Genomic DNA, 26,769 nt, shown 5'->3' on the forward strand with positions numbered 1-26,769 from the left:
TTACCTTTGTCCCTAGACCAAACCAACTTAACACCGTGGGCAAGAAAAAAATAAATCTGGCGATTTTGGACATGTATGACGGCGAGCCCAATCAGGGTATGCGGTGTATTCATGATATCCTGGCCAGGTTTTCCGATGTGATCAGTTATCGGGAATTCGATGTCAGGGGGAAAGCAGAAATTCCTGAAATCCGTGAATATGACCTCTTTATTTCGACAGGAGGACCAGGAAATCCTATGGAAGGAGACGGAAACTGGGATTTGCGCTATTATGATTTTCTTGATCAAATATGGATTTGGAATCAAAATCATTCTCAAAAAAAGCACCTCCTCCTGATCTGCCATTCTTTTCAAATGGCCTGTAAGCATTTTGGATTGGGACAGATTACCAAAAGAAAATCGACTTCATTCGGAGTAATGACAGTACACAAAACTCCTGAAGGGATGAATGATCCACTTTTTGCAAATCTGGAAAATCCTTTTTGGGCGGTGGATTCAAGGGATTATCAAGTAGTCCAACCCAATAGCCGCAAGTTTAAGGCTTTGGGCTCCAAAATCATCGCACTTGAAAAAATCCGAAACCATGTAGAATATGAACGGGCAATTATGGCTATCCGGTTTTCAGATGAGATTGTTGGAACCCAATTCCATCCTGAAGCGGATGCAGTGAGCTTTCTGGAGCATTTGAAAAAGCCTATGGTTCGTGAAAAAATAATCGAACTCAAAGGCAAGGCAAAGTTTCGGACAATGTTGGAAGATCTGGTCGATGAAAACAAAATCTACAGAACCAATGAGACGCTGATTCCAAACTTTTTGGAGCAGGCGATTCGTAAACTCAAAATGGTCAATACCCCATCCTTGACTTGATTTTCTATGATCGAATCCATCCGAAAGCGATTTAATGAAGAATTTTCACAGGAAAAGTATCAGGCTTTTCTCAAAGACATCGCTTCAGATTTTGATTATGCACCTACATTTCGAATAGCAGAGACTCCTTTTTTTATTCCTAAAAATCTTCAAAACCAGATTTTTGAGGGATGCAATCAGGTAATCGATTTTATCAAAAGACCCGATTTCAAACAGCTGACTCAGCGGTCGATTGAACTGAATACGGCAGTTCCCAATGAGGATGCTCATACTCAGTTTTTGGCGATTGATTTTGGGATTTGTGAGGAAAACGGCCACATCACCCCAAAGCTGATCGAGGTTCAGGGGTTTCCTTCCATTTTCAATTTTCAATTTAATCTGTATCGAAAAATTCAAAAGATCTATCCGTTTCTTAAGGAAATGTCTCCTTATCCTGATGGGATTGATGAAGAGATTTACCTAAAAAAACTGAAGGAGGTTATTTTTGGAGACTTTTCTCCAAGCGAAGTAGTACTCCTTGAGATCGAACCGGAAAAGCAAAACACCAAGATTGACTTTTACTATGCAAGAAGAGATTTGGGCATACCTTTAGTCTGTGTTACCGAGGTAATTAAAGAGGGAAAGCAACTTTTTTACACCAATGAAGCAGGTGAAAAAACCCGAATCCGAAGAATTTACAACCGGGTGATTTTCGATGAATTGGATTTAAGGAAAGACTTGAAGCTTCAATTTAGTTTCGAGGAGAAGTTGGATGTGGAGTGGGCCGGCCATCCTAATTGGTACACCCGGATTTCCAAGTTTATTCTTCCTTACCTGAAAGGCCCCCATTTCATTGAAACAAAACTTCTCAGCGAACTGGAGTCAATTCCTGAGGATCTGGAGAATTATGTGCTCAAGCCGCTTTTTTCTTTTTCGGGGGCAGGTGTGATTTTCCATGTAAAAAAGGAAGATGTGGAAGCGGTGAAGGATAAGGATCTGTATATTCTTCAGAAAAAAGTCCATTATGCTCCTGTGATTCAATCTCCCGATGGCAAAGTAAAAGTTGAGGTTCGAATTCTTTGTTTATGGCCCGAAAAAGATGAAAGTCCAACGATTGTTGGAAACTTGGTTCGTCTGAGTAGGGGAGAAATGATCGGAGTTAAATTCAACAAAGACAAAGATTGGGTAGGAGGTTCAATCGGTCTTTTTGAAAAGTAAAAAAGCCGGGAGACCCGGCTAAATTTTTATCACTGCTTCCAACTTCCGGGATCTTTTCGCCATTCGGCTAGGGATTCCAGAGTTTCTGAGGTGATGTAATTTCGCTCAACAGCCCTGGGAAGTAACGCATCGTAATGACTCAGGCAAACCAATTTTACACCCGCATCTGAGAAATTTTTGTTTGCCACATCAAAGCCATAACTGAAAATGGCTACCATACCCAATATTTCAAAGCCGGCGTTTTTCAAGTCTTCAGCAGCTTTAAGCGAGCTGCCGCCCGTTGATACCAAGTCTTCTACCACAACAACTTTCTGACCTGGAGTTACCTTTCCTTCAATCATATTCTCCATTCCGTGCCCCTTTGGTTTGGATCGGACATAGATAAAAGGCAATTCCAATTTGTCTGCAATCAAGGCCCCTTGGGGTATCCCTGCAGTAGCGACGCCAGCAATGGCTTCAGCCGTTGGGAAAAAATGACTGACACTTTTTACCAATTGATCGCGGATGAGATTTCGGACTTCTGGGTAAGAAAGCGAAAGTCTGTTGTCGCAATAAATTGGTGATTTCCAGCCAGATGCCCAAGTAAATGGTTTTTCAGGTTGAAGACGAATAGCCTGGATTTCCAGGAGTTTGTCGGCTACTTCGGCCGCAATGCTTGGGTCTAAAATTTCCATGGTTTCAAAAATAATGGATATTGCTGCGGGAAGATTGTACTGGCTGAATTTTTTATGCATTTTTGACCACACCACCTGTTTTATCGGAGTTGATCATGAAAATCTTTGTGAATGATAAACCTGTCGAACTGATCAGTTATGAGGAGCTCGATCCGGCTAAGTCTTACGATTTCATTTATTCCAATCTGGAAGAGTTGCCTTCCGACATGCTCTGGGAAGAGGATATCCTGTTTCATGAACCCAGTCATGACCTGATTATTCGGTTGTTGTATTTGCTCCGAACTCGCAAGATGAAGGAGTTGGATTCGGTAACCTTGGTGACCAAAGACAAGAAAGCCCTTAAAGAATTCATCAAAAGTAGGTTTTCGATCATCAAAGCGGCTGGAGGGATTGTGTCCAAAAAAGATAAGGTCTTGATGATTTTCAGATTGGGGAAATGGGATTTTCCAAAAGGTAAATTTGACAAAGGTGAAACTCCGGAAAACTGTGCAAAGCGGGAAGTGGAAGAAGAATGCAATGTAAAAGTCAAACTAGGACCTCACATTTGTAACACTTGGCATACGTACACCCAAAACCGGAAAAGTATCCTGAAGAAGACCTATTGGTATGCTATGGACTGTATCAATGACGCCGGAATGAAACCTCAGGCAGAGGAAGGGATTGAGGAAATTCTTTGGCTTTCTGAAACTGATGCCAAGACAGCATTAATCAACTCTTATCCTTCGATGAGGTATCTTTTCAAGCATTACCTCAAGAACCACATCAAGAATTAAAGGGAATAAGGCAGGAAGTCAGAAACATCTGCACCGAATCTGTGAACCTCACGGATTATTGTCGAACTGATTTGGGCAAACTGAGGAGAAGTGATCAGGAAGACAGTTTCAAGGTCATCATTTAGATAACGGTTCATTTGGCTTATTGAATTTTCATATTCAAAATCTGTGGTGTTTCGAAGCCCTCGGATAAGGTAGTTTGCTTCGTATTTTTTAGCCAATGTTGAAGTGAGTTCATTATATACCACCACCTTGACCCGATCTTGATTAATATAAACGCTCTCAATTTTTGAGACCATCCAGTCGATATCAAAATACCGGTTCTTTTTACTCGAATTATAACCTATACCAATGATTACCTCATCAAATAGATTTAGGCCTCGCATTACAATGTCATGATGCCCCAGGGTGTAGGGATCAAATGAACCTGGAAAAATTGCGATTTTTTTCATTTCCTTATTCGTATTGCCAAAAAGCCTCAAGCACATTTTCAGACTTCAGGTGCTTGAATCCATGCGTATAATTCTGGTTGGCATGAGGGTTTACCAATCTGAAGTTCTGGAAATAATCTTTCCCCCAATCCTCTGTAATTCCGCTTTTCTCAGTGGCACCAAACACGCTGATTCGGACATGGTTCCGTTCGTATTTCAACTGATCCATCGTAATCAATGCATATTTCAAAAGGTCTTCTTTACCTGCTATTTCAAAAATATTAAATATGCTCAGATCCTGGTCTGTGAAAGCTGCAATGTAAATGTGGCTTTTGAAATAGTTAATGAGGATTTCCTGACCTATCAAATTAAATCGCTCCTTGAACAAATAAGACAAGAAGGAACAGCTTCCATGGTGAAGGCTTACCTCAGAATACCTGGCGTCCAAGGTTTTCTTTAGTTTCTGTCCTATGTAGGATACCACCTGAAGATTGTTGCTGTCCAGTCCGGAAGCAAAGCAAACCACATCTTCAGCTAATTCCTGGGCAAAATGCAGGTATTCCTTTTCCTTCCCAGGCTGAAAAAGTGCACCAGGAACTAGGCTAAATCCCTTTTGATGGAAGTAAACTTTTACAGGCACATCATTTCTAAGCAGTGGATCAGTACCTAGGAGCCATTCCAGTTTTTCCCAGCTAAAATCCTGGTAGTGATGAATACCGATATTTGCCTGATTTTGGTCTTTGGCAAATACAAAAAAGGAGTGGGGGTAAAGAAAAAGTGATAAGCTCGCTGTGTCTTCCACATCAAACTTATCACTTTTATAGACCTTAAGGTTGTTTTCCAAAATCCAAAGGGATTATTTCCAGTTACCTTCGGTAGAGGCGTCAGTTCTTGAGCCTACTCTCAATGCTTTTTCGTTGTTATTTGCTCTTCTGTCAGGATTGATTGGAGATGGGTCTCTAATCTCGAATACACTTACCATGTATCCACCTGTCTTTTCGATTTTGTCTGCGAAGAATTCAAACTGCTTTCCTCCTGAACCTGGAACAACTGGCAATAGATCAAGATTGAAGTCAGGGAATTTTTTGGTGCTAAACAAAGAGTCCATCACAGTTACAGAACCCAAGGTGTCAAATGTTACTTTGATTTCTTCAGCTCCGTAGTCCAATAGCTTAGTGGTTTCGGTTCTTTGAACCAACCAAATTTGTCCAGTCTGGATAAATGTCTTCAACGAATCCCAAGTGCTGGCATACTTTCCATTTGCAGCCTGATATGCAAGCTGAGCATCACGAAGCATTTCGAGTTTTTCGATAGTAGCTGCTTCCATTAATGCAATTCTTTTTTCTTCTTCCACTACGTCATCCACACCCTTCCAAAGGAGGTATCCCAGAAACGCAGCAACTGCAAAGAAAACAAAGGAGAGAACTTTTGTAAGATTCATTTTGATAGAGATTTAGAAATCTGGTTAAGGTTGAAGGTTTTTAAAACGTGCTATTTTATAGAATTATTTCCAAAATTAAAATATCCTTTCCACAAAGCCAGCTCAGAAAGGGAATTAATTCCCCAAAAGACTTGATGAATTGACTCATTTGGGATCTGGGTTAGATCATTTATGCCAATCCAGGCTATTTCTTCGAGAATTTGGTTTTCACCGGAAAGTTCGGGGTCTTTTCCCAAAGATACATTGCCGCCCGTCCTTTTTACCAGAAAAAAATGTTCCATGGCATGGAGTGGTGGCTTCAGGAATTCGTGAACAAACAGGTATTTTTCAATTTTTACCTCCAATCCTGTTTCCTCAAGGAATTCCCGTTCCAGGTTTTCCGATGCAGAACTCCCAAAGTTCATTCCCCCTCCAGGTACCGACCATAGGATTCGGCCATTTCCCATTCGATGCTTGACCATCAGCAGTCGATCCTCCTCGATCAGGATTCCATTCACCCTCATTCGGAGCTGGTGTCCAAATTTTGCTTCGATTTCTTTGCTGATGTTGTCTTTTGGCATTTACATTCGTCTCTATGGGTAAAGATAATCAGGGCGCACTAAAGCCCTCGGACCTGATCGCTAAATATTTTCCTTTTGTACCGACTTCTGGGCAGGCGGCTTTTTTCCGAAAAATGGATGCGTTTCTCCTGAAAAAACCGGAGGAAAAGCCGGTCTTCGTTTTGAAAGGGTATGCAGGTACCGGTAAAACCTCGGTGATCTCTGCCTTGGTCAAAGTTTTGCCCCGAATGGAAATGAGGTCCCTTTTACTCGCCCCAACCGGAAGGGCTGCTAAGGTAATGAGTAATTACTCCGGAAGGGGGGCTTACACCATTCATAAAATCATCTACAAACCCAAAGGCGATCCGGGTACGATGGGCGGAGGGTTTATTCTTCAAAAAAACTATTACAAAGACACCGTATTTATTGTGGACGAATCTTCCATGTTGGCTGACGATGGTGGGATGTCCGGAAATCTACTTTGGGATTTGATCCAGTTTGTCTTCTCTGGAAAAGATAACAGGTTGTTGTTTATAGGTGATACCGCCCAGCTTCCACCCGTCGGAAGCGAGTACAGTCCTGCGTTGGATGCCGGGTATTTGTTGAGACACTACCGATTGGAAGCAGAACAGATAGAGTTGACTGAGGTAATGAGACAAAAATTGGAATCCGGGATATTGTTTAATGCGACCGGCTTGCGAGATCAGCTGTTAATTCAGGATCCCAAAGTCCAAATTCAAACCAGTGCCTTCCGGGATATTTTTAAAATGACCTCGGAAAAACTTGAAGACGGTTTGCGCTATGCCTATGATAAGTATGGAACGGAAAATACCACCATCGTTACCCGCTCCAATAAATCAGCCGTCCAATACAATCTCTACATCCGCCGGGTGATTCATTTTTACGAAGATGAAATATGTTCTGGAGACTTGCTGATGATTGTGAAAAACAACTACACTTACATGTCGGAGTCGGATAAAGTCAATTTTTTGGCCAATGGAGATATGGCTGAAGTCATGAAGATCCGAAACTTTGAAGAAATGTATGGATTGCGGTTTGCTACCTTGGAGCTGAGACTTTTGGATTATCCAGAAGAACCTTTTTTTGAAGCCAAGGTGATTTTAGACACGCTATACTCAGCTTCCCCATCTCTGACCCGAGAGCAATACAGAAGTCTTTACGATCAAGTTTCGCAGGATTATGCAGACGTTGCCAATAAAACCGAGCGAATGGAGCTCATCCGAAAAGATCCGTACCTCAACGCTTTGCAAGTCAAGTTTGCCTATGCCCTGACTTGCCATAAAGCCCAAGGTGGACAGTGGAAAGCCGTTTTTGTTGATCAGGGATACCTCAATGAGGAACAAGTGGATCGGGATTTTGTACGCTGGCTTTATACGGCCATTACCCGGGCTACCGAGGAGCTTTTTTTGGTGAATTTTTCTCCCAGCTTTTTTGTCAAACCGGTGGATTCTCCGGTAGATTGAAAATCTGTCTGATTTATTCACACTTTTTAACCGATCTCTGCATTATTTTTGGTCTGTAATTTTCAATTTTGGAATGAAAATCCGACTCATTCTGTTGTTCTGATGCGGTATTAAAATTAGAGTATTGATAACCAACTTATATAACCATGAAAAAACTAGGAGTTCTATTTAGTCTGTTTGCATTTGTATTGGTATTCCAGGCCAGTGCCCAGGATCAGGGATCCGGAGCGGTCATAACGTTCAAGGAAAAATCAGTTGATTTTGGAGATATTGTTCAGGGCGCAAAAGTTGAGCATACTTTTACGTTGACTAACACAGGTTCGGCTCCATTGGTAATCTCCAACGTGGCAGCTACCTGTGGATGTACTGTTCCAAGCTGGCCTAAAGAGCCCGTAGCTCCAGGAAAATCTGCTGAAATCAAGGTTTCCTTTAATTCCGCCGGAAAAATGGGTAAGCAGAATTCTGTGGTGAGAATTTATTCCAATGCTTTGGAGCCAATTGAGAAGGTTTCGTTGATCTCAAATGTTCTTCCAAAAACAAATTAACCCACGATAGTTTCAAACTTCTAAAGCCTGTCCTATTTTTGACAGGCTTTTTTCTTTATTTAAACCCAAGCCGAACTCAAATGGAAATATTTCTTCAGACAGACACCTGGATCGCTTTATTGACTCTTACCTTCTTGGAGATTGTCCTTGGGGTGGATAACATCATTTTTATTTCGATTGTGTCCAACAAGCTTCCTGAGGAAATGCGACCTAAGGCAAGAATGCTTGGGTTGAGCTTGGCACTAATATTCCGAATTGGGCTTCTTTTGGGGATTTCTTACATCATCAAATTCAAAGAACCTTTGATTACGCTCTTCGAACATGGGTTTAGCGGCAGGGATTTGATTTTGGGAGCGGGGGGACTTTTCCTGCTGTATAAATCAACGTTGGAGATTCACCACAAAATGGAAGGGGAACCTGAGGAAATTAAAGCTCAGGCAGCAAAAAGCTTTGGAAGTGTGATCGCTCAGATCGTTTTCCTGGATATTATTTTTTCATTTGACAGTATTTTGACCGCAGTTGGATTGGTAGATCACGTGAGCATCATGATTATTGCGGTAGTTATTTCATTGATAATCATGATGACATTTGCAGGCAGAATCAGCAATTTCATCAATAGCCATCCTACATTACAAATCCTGGCGCTTTCATTTCTGATTTTGATTGGATTCATGCTTCTGCTTGAAGGATTCCATTTTGAAGTTCCAAAAGGATACATCTACTTTGCAGTGTTCTTCTCCTTGGGTGTGGAGGTTATCAATCTTCGAATGAAGAAGAAAACCCATTCAAAACCAGTAGAGCTGAAGCCTAGGATAAAGGAAGACGACGGAATAGACTGATACTTGGAACCCCGGAATGTATTCTGGGGTTTTTTCATAGATTTTAACTGATATGACTAAAAAAGCAGAACGAAAAGTAACCATGAGTCAGGTGTTTCGCACCATCATCTGGCCAAGAAGAAAACACCTTTTTTTAGGTCTTTTTTTAATCATTATCAGCCGACTTTCAGGCTTGGTTTTACCGGGAGCGAGTAAATATCTAATCGATGACGTCATTCCGAGCAATGACCTGAATATGCTCAAATGGTTGATTCTAGCAGTAGTAGTATCCATTGTGATTCAGTCCATCACTTCCTATTCCCTTACTCAGATTCTGAGTGTGGAAGCCCAGCATCTGATCGCCAAGCTTCGCTCTCAGGTACAAAAGCACATCATCAAGCTTCCAATCCGGTATTTTGACAATGCAAAAACCGGGGAATTGGTGTCCCGCATCATGACTGATGTGGAAGGAGTGAGGAACCTGGTCGGAACTGGCTTTGCCCAGATGATCGGAGGAATTCTTACTGCTGTGATTTCACTTATCCTTCTGATTTCAATCAGTCCATTGATGACCTTGTATGTGCTATTGCCAGTAATCGTTTTTGGTTTGGTTTCATTGAAGGCATTCAGCAAGATTCGCCCTATTTTCAGAGAGCGTGGAAAAATCAATGCTCAGGTAACTGGCCGTTTGACCGAGACTTTGGGGGGAATTCGTGTCATCAAAGGTTTCAATGCCGAGGCTCAGGAGATCAAAACATTTGAAAAAGGTGTGGAAGAGCTTTTTCTAAACGTCAAAGCCAGTCTCACGGCAACCAGTTTTGTGACTTCAGCCGGGGCACTTTTGCTAGGGTTGGCTTCAGCTGGGATCATGGGCATTGGCGGTTACATGATTATGCAAGGTCAGATGACTTTTGGAGATTTTCTGGCATTCACCCTTTATCTGGGATTTATGATTGCACCGATTGTTCAGATGTCCAATATCGGCAGCCAGTTGACAGAGGCTTTTGCCGGACTTGACCGGACCGAGGAAATCATGAATACCCCCTTGGAGGCAGACGATCGAAAGCGTACCGTTGTGCTGGATAAAATTGTGGGTGATGTGGAGTTCGAAAACGTATCCTTTGCCTATGAATCCGGCAAAGAGGTAGTGAAAGGAATCAACTTTTCTGCTCCCGCGGGATCGGTAACAGCTCTGGTAGGAACTTCAGGTTCGGGAAAGACCACCATCGCCGGACTGGCTGCTACGTTTCTCAACCCGGATTCAGGAAGAATCCTATTGGATGGAAAAGACCTTCAATCAGTCACTTTGGAATCTTTCAGATCTCAGTTAGGGGTGGTTTTGCAGGATGATTTTCTTTTCGAAGGTACAATCAGGGAAAACATCCTTTTCCCGAGACCAGATGCGACTGAAGCAGAGCTTCAAAAAGCGGTAAAGGCAGCCCATGTGCAGGAGTTTACGGACCGGTTTGAACAGGGATTGGATACCCTGATCGGTGAGCGAGGGGTAAAGCTATCCGGTGGACAGAGGCAGCGAATCGCCATTGCTCGAGCAATTCTTGCCGATCCTAGGATTTTGATTTTGGATGAGGCCACATCCAATCTTGATACAGAATCCGAAACATTGATTCAGGCAAGTTTAAAAGAACTGATGCGGGGTAGGACAACTTTCGTAATTGCTCACCGGCTTAGCACCATTCGTCAGGCTGATCAGATCTTGGTGATTGAACAGGGTAAAATTGTAGAGCGAGGAAAGCACGATGAGCTAATTGCTTCAGAGGGAAGATATTATCAATTATACACCTATCAGGCTAGGATTTAAATGCGGATTTGAAAGGCGTTTTTTTCTATTCATGCTTAAACCCAAGTGAAAAAATAGTGGGATTTTATTTTTTTTATGAGTATCATCATATTTTAAGAAGCGATTGTAAAGTTTGATCACTTGATGAATTTAATCATTGCTGGAGCAGATAAATTGGGAGAATATATTGCGAAGAATTATTCGCAGTTTAAACTCCGGCATAAACTAATAGGATTTGTGGATGATGATCCTAAGTTTATTGGGAAAGAATTTGCAGGTTATCCGTTTCTGGGAAGTGTAGATCAAGTTTTGAAATATGAGAAAGTGGCTCTTGTCCTTGCTCTTAGAAATCCCAGTCAAAAAATCGATATCGTAAGAAGGTTGCACTATCATCCCTCTTTGGATTTTCCCAACCTTTTTTCAAATGGGGCTTGGGTATCGCGGGATTGCATTTTTGGCAAAGGAAACATCATTTTGGAAGGCACCCTAATCAATTTTGGTACCCTTTTGGGTAATTTCAACTGTATTGACCAAAACTGTTCCATTGGCCATGAGTCGGTTATAGGCAACTATTGCACTATTGAAGAATCAGTTACATTCAATGGATATTCTTTTTTGGAAGATGAAGGAAAAATAGGAAGAGAAGCGGTAATTGGACAAGGGGTGAGAATTGGAAGAGATGCCGAAATCTTCCCAAAGGTTCAAATACTTCAGGATGTGCCCGCAGAATCAAGAATAAAAAAATGAATCAACTTCATTTACTTGGAGGGCAAAGAAATAAAAAATTCCGAGCCAATACCCAGCTTACTGTTTAACCAAATTTCCCCATTTAATTTTTTCGTTAGCTCCTTGACTATATTAAGTCCAAGACCAGTTCCCTTGATGTTTCCAACGTTCTTTGCTCGGTAGAAGGATCCGAAAATATGTTCTTGATCTTCTTTTGGAATTCCTAGGCCATAATCTTTCACCATGATTTCAGTAAATGAACCTCGGAATTGAATATGTACTTCCGGATCCAGCGCCCCTTCAGAATACTTCAACGCGTTCAGGATGAGGTTTCTCAAAATGTGAACTAATAATGAGGAATCAGTCAGAATGTTCTTATCTGTTTCAGGACCAAAGAATTTCACAATCCTACGCTCAAAGTTTTCCATATTGATTGTTTTGACAAGGTCATTGACAAATTGTGCAATAGGAATTTTCTTTAGTTGGATTTTCAAGTCCGGCTGAATACTTTTTTCAAGTAAGAGTACATCACTTGTAATATCCGTCAACCTGCTCGTCTGGTTTAAGATTTTGCCGACATGATTGAGAATTCTTTCTTTGGTATCCGGTCCATCCGACTTATTCAAGAGCATCTCAATCAGCATTGCGCTGCTTTGGATAGTCGCTAAAGGAGTTCGGAATTCGTGGGATGCCATGGAGACAAACCGGGACTTCAACTGATTTAGCTCTTTTTCCTTAAATGCTGTTTCCTTAAATTTTTTGAGAGAATTTTCCCGGTCAGTGACATCCCTTCCTATGGCAAAAATTGCCTTGACCCTGCCGATATTATCAAAAAGTGGCTTAAACTGAAACTCAATCAAAAATTTCCTCTTTGAAAGGGGAGTAGTCACAGGAATGACCATTTTCTGATTGGGTTTCATCAATGGGAGGGAAGGAAAATGGTCAAGAACATCATTGACTTTTTTACCTGTTAAATCTGAAACTTTAATTTCAAGGAGTCTTTCGATGGATTCGGAAACGTATTCCACCTCCATTGATGGGTTAGTAAGCAATAAGATTTCCTCTGCCTCGTCAATAAAGAGTTGGAGAATGTCCTCTTCCGAAAATCCAGAAGGCAATTTTGAATTATGAGGAAAATCAGTTTCGATAATTCTGTTATTTATATTCAAGGGAAAATTTAGGGAATAATCAGAGTTCTTCAATTTTCTAAAATTAGAAGCCAGGTTATCAGATTTGGTTTTTTCTAACTAAACTGATCGAAATTTAGAGCAACACATTCCACAGGCAAAATTTCACTTAACCCATTCGTTTACATTTCGATGCAGCTCACTCACTTTCGTAAATTAAGTGCCTAAATCATAGGGGATTCTATTTAGAGTTTTTTCTAATTTGAGATATGAAAAAAATTCTGATTGTAGAAGACGAGGTAGAATTAGCAAATAACCTCAGTGAGATTCTGTCCAATTTAGATTATAAGGTCGCTTCTGTAGTGGACAATGCACCTAGTGCACTTGAATTTTTGGAACACAATGAGGTTGACTTGGTATTGATGGACATTCTAATCAATGGAGACTTGGATGGAATTGACCTTGCTTACAAAATTCGGGAAGGTTATGACCTACCGATAGTCTTTAGTACTGCGTATTCAGGAACAGAATACTTGGAGCGGATATCCTCAGAAATCCATGAAGGGTACTTACTCAAGCCATTTTCTTTAGAAAGTCTCAAAACGGCTGTGTTTTTTGGATTGAAGAGGCACGAAGAGAAGAAAGGTAAAATCCGGAAATCCAAGGGTTCCTTGAAGATAATGGATAAGGGCTATCTTGTTCCCGTTCCTTATACAGAAGTAGTATACCTCAAGGCAGATGGGCTATACACCAAAGTTTATACAAAAGCTAAGTCCTATTTGGTTAGGGATATATTAAAAAGCTTTGAAGATAAACTTCCTGAAGATCAATTTATTCGGGTGCATAAATCCTATCTTGTAAACATCTCTTACATTGGTTCGTTCAACGCTAAGAAAATTAACCTTGGTGAAACCAGTATTCCAATTCGCAGAGGGTTGTACAAAGAATTGATGGAAAAACTCAATGTCTAGCCTCCGCTTTTAGTTATTAAAGCTAGGTTTTTGCCTTTCGATAAAATTGATAATTTTAAAGTTTGCTGAGGTTCCAGATTTATTTTCAATAGTTCCATATGAAGAGGTTTAACGTTTTGTTAATTGAGGATAATCCAGGAGATGTGCTGCTTACTTCAGAGGCACTTCAGGAAAGTAAGTTTGTGGTGGATATGGAGGTGCTTACCAATGGAAGAGATGGGGTTGATTACCTTTTCAAAAGAGGGAGATTTGAAAACAGTATGCGGCCTGATCTAATTCTATTGGACATTAACCTCCCTCTTAAAACCGGACACGAGGTATTGCAGGAGATAAAATCCAATATTTTGACCAGTGACATCCCTGTCATCATGCTGACGACTTCATCAACTCAGGACGACATAATCACCAGTTATCAGGAGCAGGCAAGTTGTTACATTGTTAAACCTTCAGAGGCTGATCAATATCTTGAATTCGTTCAAGTTTTTGACAGGTTTTGCGGGACTTTGGTTGATTAGTTTTTTTGGAAGGTTCCAATTTTAACATGACCTGTTTTTCCAGAAGAGAATTTCTACAAGCCAGTTCCCTTTCCCTGTTAAGTTTTTGCATGCCGCAATCGACCTTGGACTTATTCCAAGATCAAGAAAGTCTGAAAATTGGCCTTATTTCGGATCTGCACCTCGATATCATTCACGACGGAAAAGAGCGTCTGAATACTTTTTTGATCGAAAGTTTGCTCCAACAACCTCATGGTCTGATTCAGATGGGGGATTTTGCCATTCCCAAACCTGAGAATCTTTCCTCAATTGATGCCTTTAATAAAGCTCATCCCAGAGCGTTGCATGTGTTGGGAAACCACGATATGGATGGAGGATATTCCAGGGAGGAGGTTGCCAAAACTTATGGGATGCCTGGGCTATATTATTCAACCGACATGGAATCCATTCGGTTGATCGTTTTGGATGGCAACGATCCAGGTTCTCCAAAAAACAAAGGGGGCTATGCCTCTTACATTGGACCTGAACAACAAGCATGGTTGATTTCCGAACTTGAAAAAGCTGAAAAACCGGTTTTGATTGTTTCTCACCAACCCATTGCTGGAATTTACACCATCGATAATTCTCAGGAAATTCAGGAAATCTTGAGTCGGTTTGCCACTAAAATTCTCCTTGCAATCAATGGGCATGCTCATGTGGACCAGCATGTGGAGGTAGGTGGAGTACATTACGTTCACATTAACTCGGCTTCCTATTATTGGGTAGGGGAAAAACTGGCTCACAACAGTTTGCCAAAAGAAATTCATGAGAAGAATCCCTCGTTGAAATTTACCTGTCCGTATGCAGATCCCATTTTTGCAATGCTCTCCATAGACCCAGCCGGAAGAAAAATCACGATTGAAGGAAAAAGAACCTCCTGGATTGGACCTTCACCCCAACAACTAGGCTATTCAATTTTGAATGAGCGAGAGCAACGGGACAACCTCAGGCCTGAGATCAAGTCCCGAAAAATCAAGTAATTCATCAAATCCGACTGATTAAGCAGCCGATTTTTGCCCCTCATTTTTTGTGCTGATTGTCAATAAAACTATGGTAATCAGGATGAAAAGTGTGCCCAGCCAATCCATAGGTCCAAAGTTTACTCCCAGCCAAACTACTGCTACTCCCGCTGCAGCCAAGGGCTCCACACTGCACAGCAAACTCGCGGTGGTTGCTCCGATGATCGTCACGGAAGTCAGGAAAATGTAAAATGCGATCACACTTCCAAAAAGGATAATGTAGGTAAATGCGGCCATGGCTTCCAAATCCCAGATCCCTTGGATTTCCCAAGGTTGGGTAAAGGGAGCAAAGGCTAACCCGCCTAAAAGCATTCCCCAACCGGTGATCGTTGCTGCGGAATACGTTCTCAATAACCCGACGGGCTGGATGGTGTAAAACGCCAAAGCTACCGCAGACAAAATCCCCCATAGAAGAGCACCCTCTGAAATCACCAATTGATCAAACGACCCGTGAGTCACGAGGAGGAATGTGCCGACAAGTGCCAATGCAAGGGAAGCATACTCCGCTAAAATCGGCCATCTACGGTGTTTTATTGCATAAAATGCTACTACCAACAATGGTCCCGTGTATTGTAAAATTGTCGCAGTGGCAGCATTGGAGAGTGAAATGCTGTAGAAATAGGTGAATTGTACAGAGACCATCCCAAGGATGCTAAAAAGTAAGAGTTTAACGGTGTCCATTGGCTTTTTCCAGATCCGAAAGGTATCGTGGGCTTTTTGGGTAAGGGAAAACACCACCAAAATCAAACCTCCCAAAATCAGTCTCCAACAAACCAGCCAAGCCGGGTCAAATTCTTTTTGCTCAAAAAGGAACTGGGCGCAGGTGCCTGAAATCCCCCAAAAGACTGCCGCGGCAATGGCCATGATTAAACCGGAAACTTTCTTTTGGGTTGCTGCAGGGGAAGTCATAAAGAGGAGAATTGTACTTGCAAAGAAAAGCGGAATTTCCGAAATGAATTATTGAGGGGAAGTTGCAAAAAAGAAGGATTCATCCAACCACAAAAAGAATGAATCCCTGGCATCTCCAGTTTTTAAGATTTCATTTCTACAATCAGGACACCTCATGTCGGTAAATCACTGAATTTCCAGTAGTTTAAAAGACAGATTTAAGTCCTAGATGAGCCCCAGATTCCCGAGTTTTCTCTGCATTCTTTTCATAATGTTTTCCTGCAGTCCAGATCTCCCTGAGGACGTTCAGTTGGCCTATGAAGACTTGCCGGAAACAGTGGATTTCAATATCCATGTCAAACCCATTTTATCGGACAAATGCTTCGCCTGTCACGGACCTGACTTGGCTGCCCAAAAAGCCGGACTCAGCCTTCATACCCCCGAAATGGCTTTTGCCTCACTCAAAGACTCCCCTGGAAAAGTTGCCATCACTCCAGGCAGTCTTCGCAACAGTGAGCTCTTCCACCGGATTATTTCTGAGGACCTGGAGTACAGGATGCCCTCAGTGGAGTCCAACCTGACTTTGACTCCAAAGGAGAAAGCTATCCTGATCAAATGGATAGAGGATGGAGCTGAGTACAAAAAGCATTGGGCTTTTATACCTCCCCAAAAGTCAGATTTGCCCGAAGTGAGCGACAATTCCTGGGTGAAAAACCCGATTGACATTTTTGTATTGAACAAGTTGGAGGCAGAGAAAATCAAACCTGCTCCTGAAGCCGATAAAGAAACCTTGCTCCGAAGAGTTAGCCTGGATTTGACAGGACTGCCTCCAAGTCTGAGCGAAATGGATGCGTTTTTGGCCGATCCTGATCCCGATGCTTACGAAAAGCAGGTGGATAGACTGCTCAGTTCGGTCCATTATGGGGAAAAAATGGCCATGCACTGGATGGATGTTGCACGGTTTGCGGATACTCATGGATACACTGTAGACCGTTACCGTGACGCTTCTCCCTACCGGGACTGGGTCATTCGAGCGTACAATCAAAATCTCCCCTATGACCAATTTATCACTCATCAGCTTGCGGGCGATTTGCTTCCCAATCCCAACAAAGACCAGCTGATTGCGACGGCATTTAACCGCATTCATCCCCAAAACATGGAAGGCGGAATCGTGGAGGAGGAGTTTCGGGTCGAATATGTAGTGGATCGTACGAGCACTATGGGACAGGCCTTTATGGCTTTGACTTTGGGATGTGCCCGATGCCATGATCATAAGTATGACCCAATTTCCCAGAAGAATTTCTTTGAATTGAGCAGTTTTTTCAATCAGGTGGATGAAGCCGGGCAGATTTCCTGGGACGATGCAACTCCTGTCCCCACCATGCTTCTAACCGATGAAGAAAAAGATAGAATGCTGGACTATGTGCTTTCGCAGAAAAACCGGGAAGAAACCGAATTGACTCAGGTGGCTGAGCAGGAGGAAAAAGCTTTTCAGACTTGGTTGGCCACAAATGCTCACCAAAAAGAAGCAATGCGGGAATTCCCTTCCAGCAGAGTGGCTTTTTACCATTTTGACCAAAAGTCCATCCAAAACCAGCTTAATCCTTCCCAAAAAGGAACCATGGAAAGCAGTGAGGTGAAAAACCAGATCCCAACTTACGTAGACGCAGTCAGGGGAAAAGGAGTCAAACTGAATGGGGACTCTTGGCTTGATCTGGGAGGAAGTGGAGTTTTTTCAAGGAGTGAACCCTTTTCGGTCAGTATCTGGGTCAATATTCCAAAATCATTGACCCATGGGGCCATATTTCACAAAGGTTCTGGAGCAGTTTTGTACAACTGGAGAGGATATCACCTGAGCCTGAAAAACAACCGACTGGAAATTCTGATGGCACATACTGCTCCTTACAATGCCATCACCAAACTCACCAAACAGGACATTCCGAGGGATCAATGGGTGAATCTGGTCATGACGTATGACGGTTCATCCAAAGCCAAAGGCCTCAAGGTATTCCTCAATGGGGCCGAAATGCCAACCGAAACTACACACGATAACCTCTATAAAGACATCCTTTTCAAAGGTGGGCAGCCCGGTTTGCAGGTAGGGGCAGTTTGGAGAGGGAAGGGGCTGAAAGACGCATTGGTGGATGAAGTCAGTGTGTACAATCTTGAGCTTTCTCCCCTGGAAATCCTCCAAATAGCCAATCCCACTCAATTCAAGGCTACGTTAGCCAAATCTTCAAACCAACTCAATTCGGAAGAAAAGAAAGCCCTGAAATCCCTTTACCTGAACGTTCATTCCAAAATTTACCGGGAAAAGTTGAAAGAGGTGATCGCTCAGAGAAAAGTATATGCTGATTCGGTGGAAAAAATTCCGGAGATGATGGTCATGAAGGATATGCCCAACCCGCGTCCGACCTACATCCTGACAAGGGGAGAATATAATCTCCACGGTGAGGAGGTTTTTCCCAATACTCCGGATAGCATCCTACCAATGAAGTCTGATTTACCGCGAAATCGGCTTGGACTTGCTCAGTGGCTCATTGATCCGGAAAACCCGCTTACTGCTCGGGTTGCCGTCAATCGCTTTTGGCAGAATTATTTTGGAAAAGGATTGGTCGCTACTTCGGGGGATTTTGGGAATCAAGGCCAACTTCCATCCCATCCGGAATTACTCGACTGGCTTGCCTTGGAGTTTCAGCGATCGGGCTGGGATGTGAAGGCCATGCAGCGCCTGATCGTAACTTCAGCCACTTATCGCCAGGCTTCCAAAAAAAGACCTGAACTGGAGGAAAAAGACCCGGAAAATACCTTGCTGGCCAGAGGCCCATCGGGTCGTATGTCAGCCGAATTGATCCGTGACAATGCGCTATTCGCATCTGGATTACTGAATCCAAAAGTGGGTGGGAAGAGCGTCTTTCCCTATCAGCCCGAGGGATTGTGGAAAGTGAACGGAGCCAATTATGTACAGGATACAGGCCAAAACCTGTATCGGCGAAGTTTTTACACCGTCTGGAAGCGCTCAGTTCATCATCCTACGATGGCGATTTTTGATGCTCCGGATCACAGCGTCTCGGTGAGCAAAAGACAAGAAACAAATACACCGCTTCAGGCTTTGGCACTTCTGAATGACCCGACTTTCGTGGAAGCCTCCAAGGTTTTGGGCGAGCAAATGGTGGCTTTTCCGGAAATCTCCCAAGCCATCAAAACTACATTTCGAAAGTTGACCGGGAGGAATCCACATCCGAAAGAACTTGAAATCCTACTGGAACTGAGAGAAAAGGAGTTTGAAAAATTCAGGTCGGACAGCGGAAAACTTAAAGGCTGGTTGGCTACCGGGGAATACCAAATCAATCCTGGTTTGGATCCTGTTCAAGTTGCTGCCAATGCCGTCACTGCCAGTGCCATCATCAATTCAGACGCAGCCCTAACCAAAAGATAAGATGAGCCATCACCACGACGCCCCGTTGAGATCCGCCAACCGGGATCTGCAGGAAATAGAAAAGAAAATGGATCGTAGAAGGTTTCTGACCAGAACATCTTTGGGCATCGGCTCATTAGCACTGGGATCGTTGATGGGAATGGAAAAGATTTTTGCAGGAAATCCTCAAATTCCCATTACTCCTTCAGAATCATCCAACGGTCTGACAGGTTTGCCTCATTTTATGCCCAAGGCTAAACGGATCATTTACCTGTTCCAAAGTGGTGGGCCTTCCCAGTTGGACTTGTTTGACTATAAACCAAGACTCGTGGATCTTCATGGACAGGAGCTTCCCGAATCGGTCAGAGACGGTCAGCGACTAACGGGAATGAGTGCGGATCAGAGTTCTTTTCCTTTGACGGCCTCTGCTTTCAAATTTCAGCAATATGGGCAAAGCCGGGCTTGGGTCAGCGAATTGATGCCGCATACCGCGGAGATTGTGGATGAGCTTTGCTTTATCAAAAGCATGCAAACCGGCCAGATCAATCATGACCCTGCGATTACTTTTTTCCAAACCGGGCATCAGCTTCCGGGCAGACCTTCGATGGGGGCTTGGCTGAGCTATGGCTTGGGTTCTGACAATCAGAATCTTCCTTCTTTCATTGTGCTGATTTCCAAAAATGCGGTCCAGGATCAGCCACTTTATGCCAGACTTTGGGGGAATGGATTTTTGCCCTCCCAGCATCAGGGAATACAGTTTCGATCGGGAAAAGACCCAGTGCTTTACCTGGGAAACCCTGAAAATTACGACGGAAAGGACCGGAGGGAAATGCTCGACTACCTCAAATCGCTCAATGAAGTCCAGCTCGATACCTACGGAGATCCTGAGATCAACGCCCGCATTGCCCAATATGAAATGGCTTTTCGAATGCAAACTTCTGTCCCCGAGGTGACAGACATGTCCTCCGAGCCGGATTGGGTCTATGAGATGTACGGGGAAGATAGTCGTGATCCGGGAACCTACGCAGCCAATTGCCTTATGGCGAGGAAGCTGATCGAAAAGGATGTAAAGTTTGTGCAACTCTATCACCAGGGATGGGATCAGCATGGCAACCTGCCCGGAGGAATCAAAAATCAATGTCAAAAAACCGATCAGGCTACTGCTGCATTGATTAAGGACTTGAAGCAACGGGGTTTGTTGGAAGATACTTTGGTCGTGTGGGGAGGAGAATTTGGGAGAACGGTTTACAGTCAGGGTACGCTTTCACCGGACAATTACGGGAGAGATCATCACCCAAGGTGTTTCACCAAGTGGATGTGTGGGGCAGGAGTAAAGCCGGGATTTACCTATGGGGAGACAGATGAATTTGGCTACAATGTGGTCAAAGATCCTGTTCCAGTGCATGACTTGCAGGCTACGATATTGCATTTGTTTGGGATCGATCACGAAAAACTGACTTACAAACATCAAGGACGACGTTTCAGGCTAACTGATGTGGAGGGGCATGTGGTAAAAGGGATACTGACTTAACCCGATCGAAAAATCAGTTGGATTGGCTGACCATTCTTTCCATGGAGAAAAATTGGGGAAAGGTAAAGGTGGTTTCGTGAGGTTGATCTCACTACCAATTCAGCTGAAATATTCTTTCTGATTCTTTAACTTACTTCACGCTTTCCACCTCCGCATATGCAAAACGACCGAAGAGAATTTATGAAAAAGTCCGGATTGGCAGGACTTGGAATCATGGGTGGAAGTCTGTTGGATTTGCATGCGAACCCCAAATCGATAAACCCCAAATTTCCTGTGAACAATCAACAAGAACTCAATCTGATCGGATCTTATGGACCCTGGGCCAAAAGCCTTAATCTGGAAAAATTACCTAGTCATTCCTTTCGGAATCCTGGAATTACAGATTTGGATACTTGGAGAACCTCTACCCGAAAGCTCGTCTCAGAGCGGATGGGTGCGGTGGAGCTGGGGTCGATTCCAAAAGTGACCGTTCATCGATCCGGAATTTATGAGGGGGTGAGTTTTGAGGAGATCAGCTACCAGTTGCCCAGTGGAAATCCGACCAAGGCAGTGATTTTGAAACCTGAAAATGCCAAAGGCAAGTTGCCGGCTATATTGGGTTTGCATTGTCATGGGGGTAATAAATTCCTGGGATTGGATAAAATCAGCCGAACCCGGGCAGATCTTCCATCCTACATTGTTGACCACCACGACACCTATTACGAAGGCCGAGCCTGGGCCAATGAGGCAGCCAAGCTGGGCTATGTGGTGATGGTTCATGATGCTTTTGCTTTTGGCAGTAGGAGAGTGATGCTGGAAGATGTTCCTGAAAGCATCCGTCAGGGAATCACAGATTTCAGTTTGGATACTGAAGAAAAGATCAATGCCTACAATTCCTGGGCATCCAATCACGAACACATTTTGGCCAAGTCACTATTTTGCGCTGGGACGAGTTGGCCGGCGGTTTTTCTGGCTGAAGATCAGATGGCTTTGAGCATTTTAGCCGCTCGTGAGGATGTCGATGACACCAAGTTGGGATGTGCCGGACTTTCCGGAGGAGGACTTCGAACCGTGATGTTGGGAGGGTTGGATCCCCGAATTTCCTGCGCTGTAGCTGTTGGATTTATGACGACTTGGACTGATCTGTTGCTTTACAAATCCTACACCCATACTTGGATGTCCTATGTTCCGATTCTACCCAAGGAATTGGATTTTCCTGAAATCTTGAGTTTGAGAGCACCCTTGCCCACTTTGGTGCTCAATGACATCGAGGACAATCTGTTTACCCTGTCCGAAATGAAAAAGGCGGACCAAATCCTTGGAGAAGTCTACGCAAAAGCTAAGGCGACAGACCGGTACCGATGCACTTTCCATCCCGGTCCTCACAAGTTTGACAAAGCCATGCAGGAAGAAGCCTTTGCTTGGTTTGACCAGTGGTTGAAGGCATGATTTTGGTCAACGGTCGACTGTCCACGGTCGACAGCGGTTGACTTTCGTCCGTGGACTGTGGACTGATTTTACTCCACCTGTTTGTTGGTTTTGAGGTAGCCGATCAGGTTGACGATTTCGGTTTGGGACAGGTTTTCAAATAACCCGGAAGGCATCATCGATACGTCTGTCACCTCCCGGGAAAGGATGGCGGATTTGTTGATGATCAGCTGGTCCTGACCGACTATCCTCAGGGTGATTTGACGGTCGTTTTCCGCAATGATATTTCCGGAGTAGGTCCTTCCATCCCGGGTATTGATCACCACCATTTTGTAATCGTCCTGAATTTCCGCACTGGGTTCGAGTACATTCATGAGGATGTATTCCGGATCGGTACGGTTGGAACCGGTGAGGTCAGGACCGATGATTCCACCTTCCCCATACATTTTGTGGCAGCTTCCACAGGATTTGGCAAAGACAGTTTTTCCTGATTTCAGATTGGCTGAACCTAGAGCAGTAGGAGTGATCATAGCCCGGTATTTATCGTAAGCTGCTTGGTTGCTTGGGACAGACTCGATCGGTCCCCATACTTCAATAAACCCGCTGCCTACCACCCGAAGCAGTTGTCTTGCCACGCTGGCAGGAACTTCAGATTTGGCGATTTTTTTGGATTTGATTTCCTGGGTCAGCATGTTTCCATAGCGTGCTCGGGAGGAAAGGGTTTGCATGGCTTCCAATTTTTCCTCCGGGGAAAATTTGGGATAGCTGTCCAAAAGCAATTTACCCAAAGGCTCACTGTCAAAAGCTGCTATTGATCGAATGGCCTCTTTTCTAAGTGCTGTTTCCTGCATTAACCCCGGGATTTCTGCAGGCAATGCTTTTTGCTGTTGGGCTGTTAGGGTTTGCAGGGCTTTCTTTCTCTGGTCGGTTGGCAGATTTTTGTTTTTCAGGGTAGCAAATGCCCGTTGAGTGGCTTCCGTATCTCCAAAAAGTCCGGAAATCTCCAAGGCCAAGGACTGTTTCTTTCCTCCTGATTTTTGAAGATTGGTTGCAACAGTCTTCCAGTTGGCAGGTGTTTTCAAATCTGTCCGTCCTTCCATTCCGCTCAGCATCCCTGCCATCAATAATTCAGTGTTTGGACCGCCTTTTCCGATGAGTGCTACGAGTTTTTCCAACTGATTTCCATCCACTGCTCGCCTTGCCATATTCTGGGTGACGAAGGTAAGTTTGGAGATAGGTGCCAGTTCCAGGAATTTATCGGGACTTCCGGCAAAGAGGGGCTCGATTCCATACCAGAGCATTTTGGGGAGATTGTGGTCTTTTTCATCCTCCGCATGCTGAATCAGGCTGGAAGCCAGCGACCATTTTTCTGATACCGGGATCCGCTGCAATGCGGCGGCGAGATAAAGCCGAACCACAGGTGAAGGATCAGATTTAGCCATGGATTTGAATTTGGCCAGGGCTTCCGGGGAAGGTTTGAGGTCTTCGCAAAGCAACTGAATGGACCAAGCGCGAATATAGGGATCTTGGTCTGAGAGCGATCCGACCAGATCCTTCACCGAAAAACCTCCCGTCTGATGAAGTGTCCACATGGCTCTTAGTCTCCAGTCGGTGTTTTTTTCTTTTGTGAAAATAGTCCTCAAGGCGGCATTTGTTTCGGGCTGAAGTTTTTTGTTCACGGCACGTTTGTGAAGAATCCCCCTAGCTCGGCGTGCATGCCAGTCGGAAGGATTGGTTTGGAGTGCCACCAATTGGGCATCGGTCATTTTATTTAAATCCGAATACCTTCCTGGGAAGTTTTGGGCAAGGGATTTTTCAGGCATGATCCGGAATATCCGGCCTGTTTTTTCATTCAGAACTTCCTTTCCGCAGATGTCCGCATCGTGCCAGTCCAGTGCATAGAGTCCGCCATCAGGACCGATTTCCATGCTAAAACCCACCCATTGGGCGTTGTTGGCCATCATAAACTCATCGCCGTGCTTTCCCTCAAAACCTGAACCTTTGGGGATCAAAATATCGGAAAGGACTCCATGCTCATGGATATTGGCCATGAATATCCGTCCCTGTTCTTCCTTGGGAAAGGCATCTGATTGGTACACACGAGCACCGCCGTGGGCAGAGCGGTGGCTATGGTTGGCTATGGTTTTGATGTCCTCATAGACATAGGGGTTGAAATGCTGTCCGCCCTGACGATGGTAAATTCCGCCCGGAATCACATGCCAAAGGTGAGGAATCACGCAGGCACTCATGAACAGTTGGCCTTTGGCATCGTAGTCGATCCCCCAGGGATTGCTGAATCCATGTGCCACGACTTCGAAGCGGTCCTTGACTGGATGATAGCGCCATACTCCACCGTTAATGTCCACTCCCTCTTTTTCCAGGAGATCTTCGGGAAAAGGATCTTTGTGGTAGTATAGTTTTGCGTCACCTTCACCCTTGGGCTTTCGGATTTTGGACGGAGTGGCAAAACCCTGAAGCCCGTAAAGCCATCCATCCGGTCCCCAGTGCAAACTGTTGAGCGTCTCGTGGCGGTCCCGGATTCCCCAACCCGTAAGCAGGATTTCAATCTTGTCCAAGTCCGCTTTGTCATCCCCATTTTTGTCAGGGACAAAAATCAGGTTAGGCGGTGCGCCGATAAATACTCCGTCAAAACCCACAGCAAGGGCTGCGGGAAAGGCCAAGCCCTCCATGAATACCTTCTGACTGTCGGCTACTCCGTCTCCGTCGGTATCTTCCAAAATCAGGATTCTACTGTCACCGGAATTGGAAAAACCGTAGCCTCGGGATTCGTAATCTTTGTTTTCTGCAATCCAAAGTCTGCCCCGATCATCCCAGCAAAAAGCCATGGGCTGGGTCATCATGGGTTCGGAAGCCCAGACATTCACTTTGTATCCGGGCTTGATGGTCATGGCATCCACGGCTTCCTGGGCGGTAAGAAATTTGGCATTTCGACCTTCCTCCTGAGCGAGACCCCAGAGTTCGGTAGTACTGTACATGCCTTCCCGCCCTGAGAATTTACCCCAGGATTCGGTCAGTTTCAGGTCATTTGCTTCGCCGGTATAGACCAGCAGGCGGAGTTTAATAGACTCGGTTTTTCCAGCCTCGATCACCCAATCTCCATCCCGGGTAAAGGCTGGACCCAATCCCAGCTGACCATCTACCCGCCATTTATTGGGGTAGCCCCGGTTTTCAGGATGGTCGAAAATCGCCACGTTGGCCCGGTCTTCTCTACCTTCGATTTTCATTCCCACATTGATCCACATGGAGGGTTGGCCTTCTGCCTGGGCATTTTTCTGTCGTGCAGCATTGATGATTTCACCGTCGATTCCTTCTTTCCAAGGCATTCGAAGGAAAAGGCTTCCGTAGTCGTATTGGCCGATGGTCACTTCGGTTTTGGCTTCGCCCTTCCATTCCAAATCCAGGGAATATTCCCCATTCACTTCACTTAGGCTCCAATTTTGGGTTTCTTCCATAACCGGATTTCCCAATGAATCCAACAGCTGATAAATAGTCTGCCACTTGACTTGTTCCCCGGTTTCCTCAAGGATGTTCAAGGCGATTTTTCTCCAATAATCCCCCTGGGGGTTATGAAAGTAATCCCGACCATTGACTCTGGTCAAACCCCAATAGAGTCCGGTCTGATGCTTGTGGTGTCCGGGACTGTATTCGGTCAAAACACCCTTGCCATCCGGTGCTAGAATCGGATGGATGTAGGGTCTGAAATCTTCCTTTGCATTTTGAACGAGAATAGGATCGGTCTCGCCCTTCCTCAAAACCGAGATGTTTCCATCTGCATCGTTTTGGACCAAGGTAAAAACAGTGGGTTGGGTGGAGGTAGTTGATTCGGAAGATCCCTTTGGTTTGCAGGCTAAAAAGCAGGAAAAAAGCAAAGTCCAAAGGATTAGGGGCTTCAAGTGAAGGTTCATAGCGTTGGGCTGGTTGGGTTTACTGGTTCAGTCTCTAGATCTGGGGACTGGAAGTAATTCTTAAGATAAGAAATGTGCGGTAATTAAATAACCGGGAAGCTGCCTGGATGGAATCTTGAAAAAGTTAATTTACTTCAGCCAAAATTTCCTAAGAAACTTGAACAGCTTGATCCTTCGAAAAGCCAATCCAGAAGATTCTCCTTTCCTCTGGAACATCATCGAACCGATTATCCGAAGCGGGGAGACTTATGTTTTTGACCCAAATTCCAGTAGAGAAAAGATGCTTGACTATTGGTTGGCAGACGATAAGCAAACCTATGTTGCTGAGCAGGATGGGGAAATTGTCGGGACATTTTTCCTCAAAACCAATCAGCCGGATCGTGGATCTCATGTGGTGAATGCCGGCTTCATGGTGAGTCCCGAATCTTCCGGAAAAGGAATCGGAAAGGCAATGGCTGAGTTTTCCTTTGAAGAAGCCAGGCGGCTAGGCTACCATGCCATGCAGTTTAATTACGTGATCAAGTCCAATAGCTCAGCCGTTGCACTCTGGAAGAAAATGGGGTTTGAGATCGTAGGGGAAATTCCCGAGGCTTTTTTCCATCCCAAACTTGGACTGACCAATGTCTACGTGATGTACCGGAAACTTTGAATAATTAC

The 26,769-nt window shown here is 44.2% G+C and carries 23 protein-coding genes; 15 read left to right on the forward strand and 8 right to left on the reverse strand.

Annotation, left to right across the window (positions count from 1 at the left end):
• The first annotated feature begins 35 nt into the window (after positions 1-35).
• Positions 36-866, forward strand: a complete 831-nt coding sequence (locus D0X99_RS17210) for a type 1 glutamine amidotransferase (protein WP_317133433.1) — start codon at positions 36-38, stop codon at positions 864-866.
• A gap of 6 nt (positions 867-872) precedes the next feature.
• Positions 873-2,063, forward strand: coding sequence for a hypothetical protein (locus D0X99_RS17215; RefSeq protein ID WP_119479102.1), 1,191 nt, complete (start codon positions 873-875; stop codon positions 2,061-2,063).
• Positions 2,064-2,092: 29 nt separating this feature from the next.
• Here the strand turns inward: D0X99_RS17215 and pyrE are convergent, their stop codons facing one another.
• Positions 2,093-2,737, reverse strand: coding sequence for an orotate phosphoribosyltransferase (gene pyrE / locus D0X99_RS17220; RefSeq protein ID WP_119479149.1), 645 nt, complete (start codon positions 2,735-2,737; stop codon positions 2,093-2,095).
• 95 nt (positions 2,738-2,832) lie between these two features.
• Here pyrE and D0X99_RS17225 point away from each other — a divergent pair, with 95 nt between their 5' ends.
• Entirely contained in the window at positions 2,833-3,510 is a 678-nt protein-coding gene (locus D0X99_RS17225) for an NUDIX hydrolase (RefSeq protein ID WP_119479103.1), read from the forward strand.
• Here the strand turns inward: D0X99_RS17225 and coaD are convergent.
• Genes coaD through D0X99_RS17245 form a run of 4 tightly spaced genes read right to left on the reverse strand, consistent with a single transcriptional unit; the run spans position 3,507 to position 5,942 of the window.
• Positions 3,507-3,962 (reverse strand): pantetheine-phosphate adenylyltransferase, encoded by a 456-nt coding sequence (gene coaD / locus D0X99_RS17230; protein WP_119479104.1) that lies wholly within the window; start codon positions 3,960-3,962, stop codon positions 3,507-3,509. The two genes, D0X99_RS17225 and coaD, sit on opposite strands and share 4 nt — an antisense overlap.
• 4 nt (positions 3,963-3,966) lie before the next feature.
• On the reverse strand, positions 3,967-4,785 hold the full coding sequence (locus D0X99_RS17235; RefSeq protein ID WP_158587728.1) for a DUF3822 family protein: 819 nt from the start codon (positions 4,783-4,785) through the stop codon (positions 3,967-3,969).
• Between the two features lie 12 nt (positions 4,786-4,797).
• Positions 4,798-5,382 carry a hypothetical protein gene (locus D0X99_RS17240; RefSeq protein ID WP_119479106.1) on the reverse strand — a complete coding sequence of 195 codons (585 nt, stop codon included), beginning with the start codon at positions 5,380-5,382 and terminating at the stop codon, positions 4,798-4,800.
• 50 nt (positions 5,383-5,432) lie between these two features.
• Positions 5,433-5,942 carry an NUDIX domain-containing protein gene (locus tag D0X99_RS17245; protein ID WP_119479107.1) on the reverse strand — a complete coding sequence of 170 codons (510 nt, stop codon included), beginning with the start codon at positions 5,940-5,942 and terminating at the stop codon, positions 5,433-5,435.
• 14 nt (positions 5,943-5,956) lie between these two features.
• Here D0X99_RS17245 and D0X99_RS17250 point away from each other — a divergent pair, with 14 nt between their 5' ends.
• The 5 genes from D0X99_RS17250 to D0X99_RS17270 all read left to right on the forward strand — a co-directional run bounded on the left by D0X99_RS17250 (position 5,957) and on the right by D0X99_RS17270 (position 11,313).
• Positions 5,957-7,405, forward strand: a complete 1,449-nt coding sequence (locus D0X99_RS17250; RefSeq protein WP_119479108.1) for an ATP-dependent DNA helicase — start codon at positions 5,957-5,959, stop codon at positions 7,403-7,405.
• A 146-nt stretch (positions 7,406-7,551) separates the two neighbouring features.
• Positions 7,552-7,950, forward strand: coding sequence for a DUF1573 domain-containing protein (locus D0X99_RS17255; protein ID WP_119479109.1), 399 nt, complete (start codon positions 7,552-7,554; stop codon positions 7,948-7,950).
• Between the two features lie 80 nt (positions 7,951-8,030).
• Positions 8,031-8,789: a TerC family protein gene (locus tag D0X99_RS17260; RefSeq protein WP_119479110.1), complete on the forward strand. Its 759-nt coding sequence runs from the start codon at positions 8,031-8,033 to the stop codon at positions 8,787-8,789.
• A gap of 52 nt (positions 8,790-8,841) precedes the next feature.
• Complete coding sequence (locus D0X99_RS17265) at positions 8,842-10,587, forward strand: ABC transporter ATP-binding protein (protein WP_119479111.1); 1,746 nt, start codon at positions 8,842-8,844, stop codon at positions 10,585-10,587.
• A 123-nt stretch (positions 10,588-10,710) separates the two neighbouring features.
• A complete protein-coding gene (locus tag D0X99_RS17270) occupies positions 10,711-11,313 on the forward strand; it encodes an LbetaH domain-containing protein (protein WP_119479112.1) in 603 nt (200 codons plus the stop codon).
• Positions 11,314-11,324: 11 nt separating this feature from the next.
• On the opposite strand, the gene D0X99_RS17275 is transcribed toward D0X99_RS17270, so the two are convergent.
• On the reverse strand, positions 11,325-12,461 hold the full coding sequence (locus D0X99_RS17275; RefSeq protein ID WP_147392255.1) for a sensor histidine kinase: 1,137 nt from the start codon (positions 12,459-12,461) through the stop codon (positions 11,325-11,327).
• A 227-nt stretch (positions 12,462-12,688) separates the two neighbouring features.
• Between D0X99_RS17275 and D0X99_RS17280 the strand changes: the two genes are divergently transcribed.
• From D0X99_RS17280 to D0X99_RS17290, 3 genes are all read left to right on the forward strand, one after another.
• Positions 12,689-13,390: a LytR/AlgR family response regulator transcription factor gene (locus tag D0X99_RS17280; RefSeq protein WP_119479114.1), complete on the forward strand. Its 702-nt coding sequence runs from the start codon at positions 12,689-12,691 to the stop codon at positions 13,388-13,390.
• A 98-nt stretch (positions 13,391-13,488) separates the two neighbouring features.
• A complete protein-coding gene (locus D0X99_RS17285; protein ID WP_119479115.1) occupies positions 13,489-13,905 on the forward strand; it encodes a response regulator in 417 nt (138 codons plus the stop codon).
• Positions 13,906-13,994: 89 nt separating this feature from the next.
• On the forward strand, positions 13,995-14,903 hold the full coding sequence (locus D0X99_RS17290; RefSeq protein ID WP_158587729.1) for a metallophosphoesterase family protein: 909 nt from the start codon (positions 13,995-13,997) through the stop codon (positions 14,901-14,903).
• An 18-nt stretch (positions 14,904-14,921) separates the two neighbouring features.
• Here the strand turns inward: D0X99_RS17290 and D0X99_RS17295 are convergent, their stop codons facing one another.
• A complete protein-coding gene (locus tag D0X99_RS17295; RefSeq protein ID WP_119479117.1) occupies positions 14,922-15,851 on the reverse strand; it encodes a DMT family transporter in 930 nt (309 codons plus the stop codon).
• A gap of 208 nt (positions 15,852-16,059) precedes the next feature.
• On the opposite strand from D0X99_RS17295, the gene D0X99_RS17300 reads away from it, so the two are divergent.
• From D0X99_RS17300 to D0X99_RS17310, 3 genes are all read left to right on the forward strand, one after another.
• Complete coding sequence (locus D0X99_RS17300; protein ID WP_119479118.1) at positions 16,060-19,269, forward strand: DUF1553 domain-containing protein; 3,210 nt, start codon at positions 16,060-16,062, stop codon at positions 19,267-19,269.
• Between the two features lies 1 nt (position 19,270).
• Positions 19,271-20,779, forward strand: a complete 1,509-nt coding sequence (locus D0X99_RS17305; RefSeq protein WP_119479119.1) for a DUF1501 domain-containing protein — start codon at positions 19,271-19,273, stop codon at positions 20,777-20,779.
• Positions 20,780-20,935: 156 nt separating this feature from the next.
• A complete protein-coding gene (locus tag D0X99_RS17310; protein ID WP_199708137.1) occupies positions 20,936-22,207 on the forward strand; it encodes a dienelactone hydrolase family protein in 1,272 nt (423 codons plus the stop codon).
• Positions 22,208-22,275: 68 nt separating this feature from the next.
• Here D0X99_RS17310 and D0X99_RS17315 read toward each other — a convergent pair whose 3' ends face one another.
• On the reverse strand, positions 22,276-26,112 hold the full coding sequence (locus D0X99_RS17315; protein ID WP_119479120.1) for a PVC-type heme-binding CxxCH protein: 3,837 nt from the start codon (positions 26,110-26,112) through the stop codon (positions 22,276-22,278).
• Positions 26,113-26,227: 115 nt separating this feature from the next.
• Between D0X99_RS17315 and D0X99_RS17320 the strand changes: the two genes are divergently transcribed.
• A complete protein-coding gene (locus tag D0X99_RS17320) occupies positions 26,228-26,761 on the forward strand; it encodes a GNAT family N-acetyltransferase (RefSeq protein ID WP_233553749.1) in 534 nt (177 codons plus the stop codon).
• The last annotated feature ends 8 nt before the right edge of the window (positions 26,762-26,769 follow it).

Origin of the sequence: Algoriphagus lacus (assembly GCF_003583985.1) — a bacterium.
GTDB classification, from domain to species: Bacteria; Bacteroidota; Bacteroidia; order Cytophagales; family Cyclobacteriaceae; genus Algoriphagus; species Algoriphagus lacus.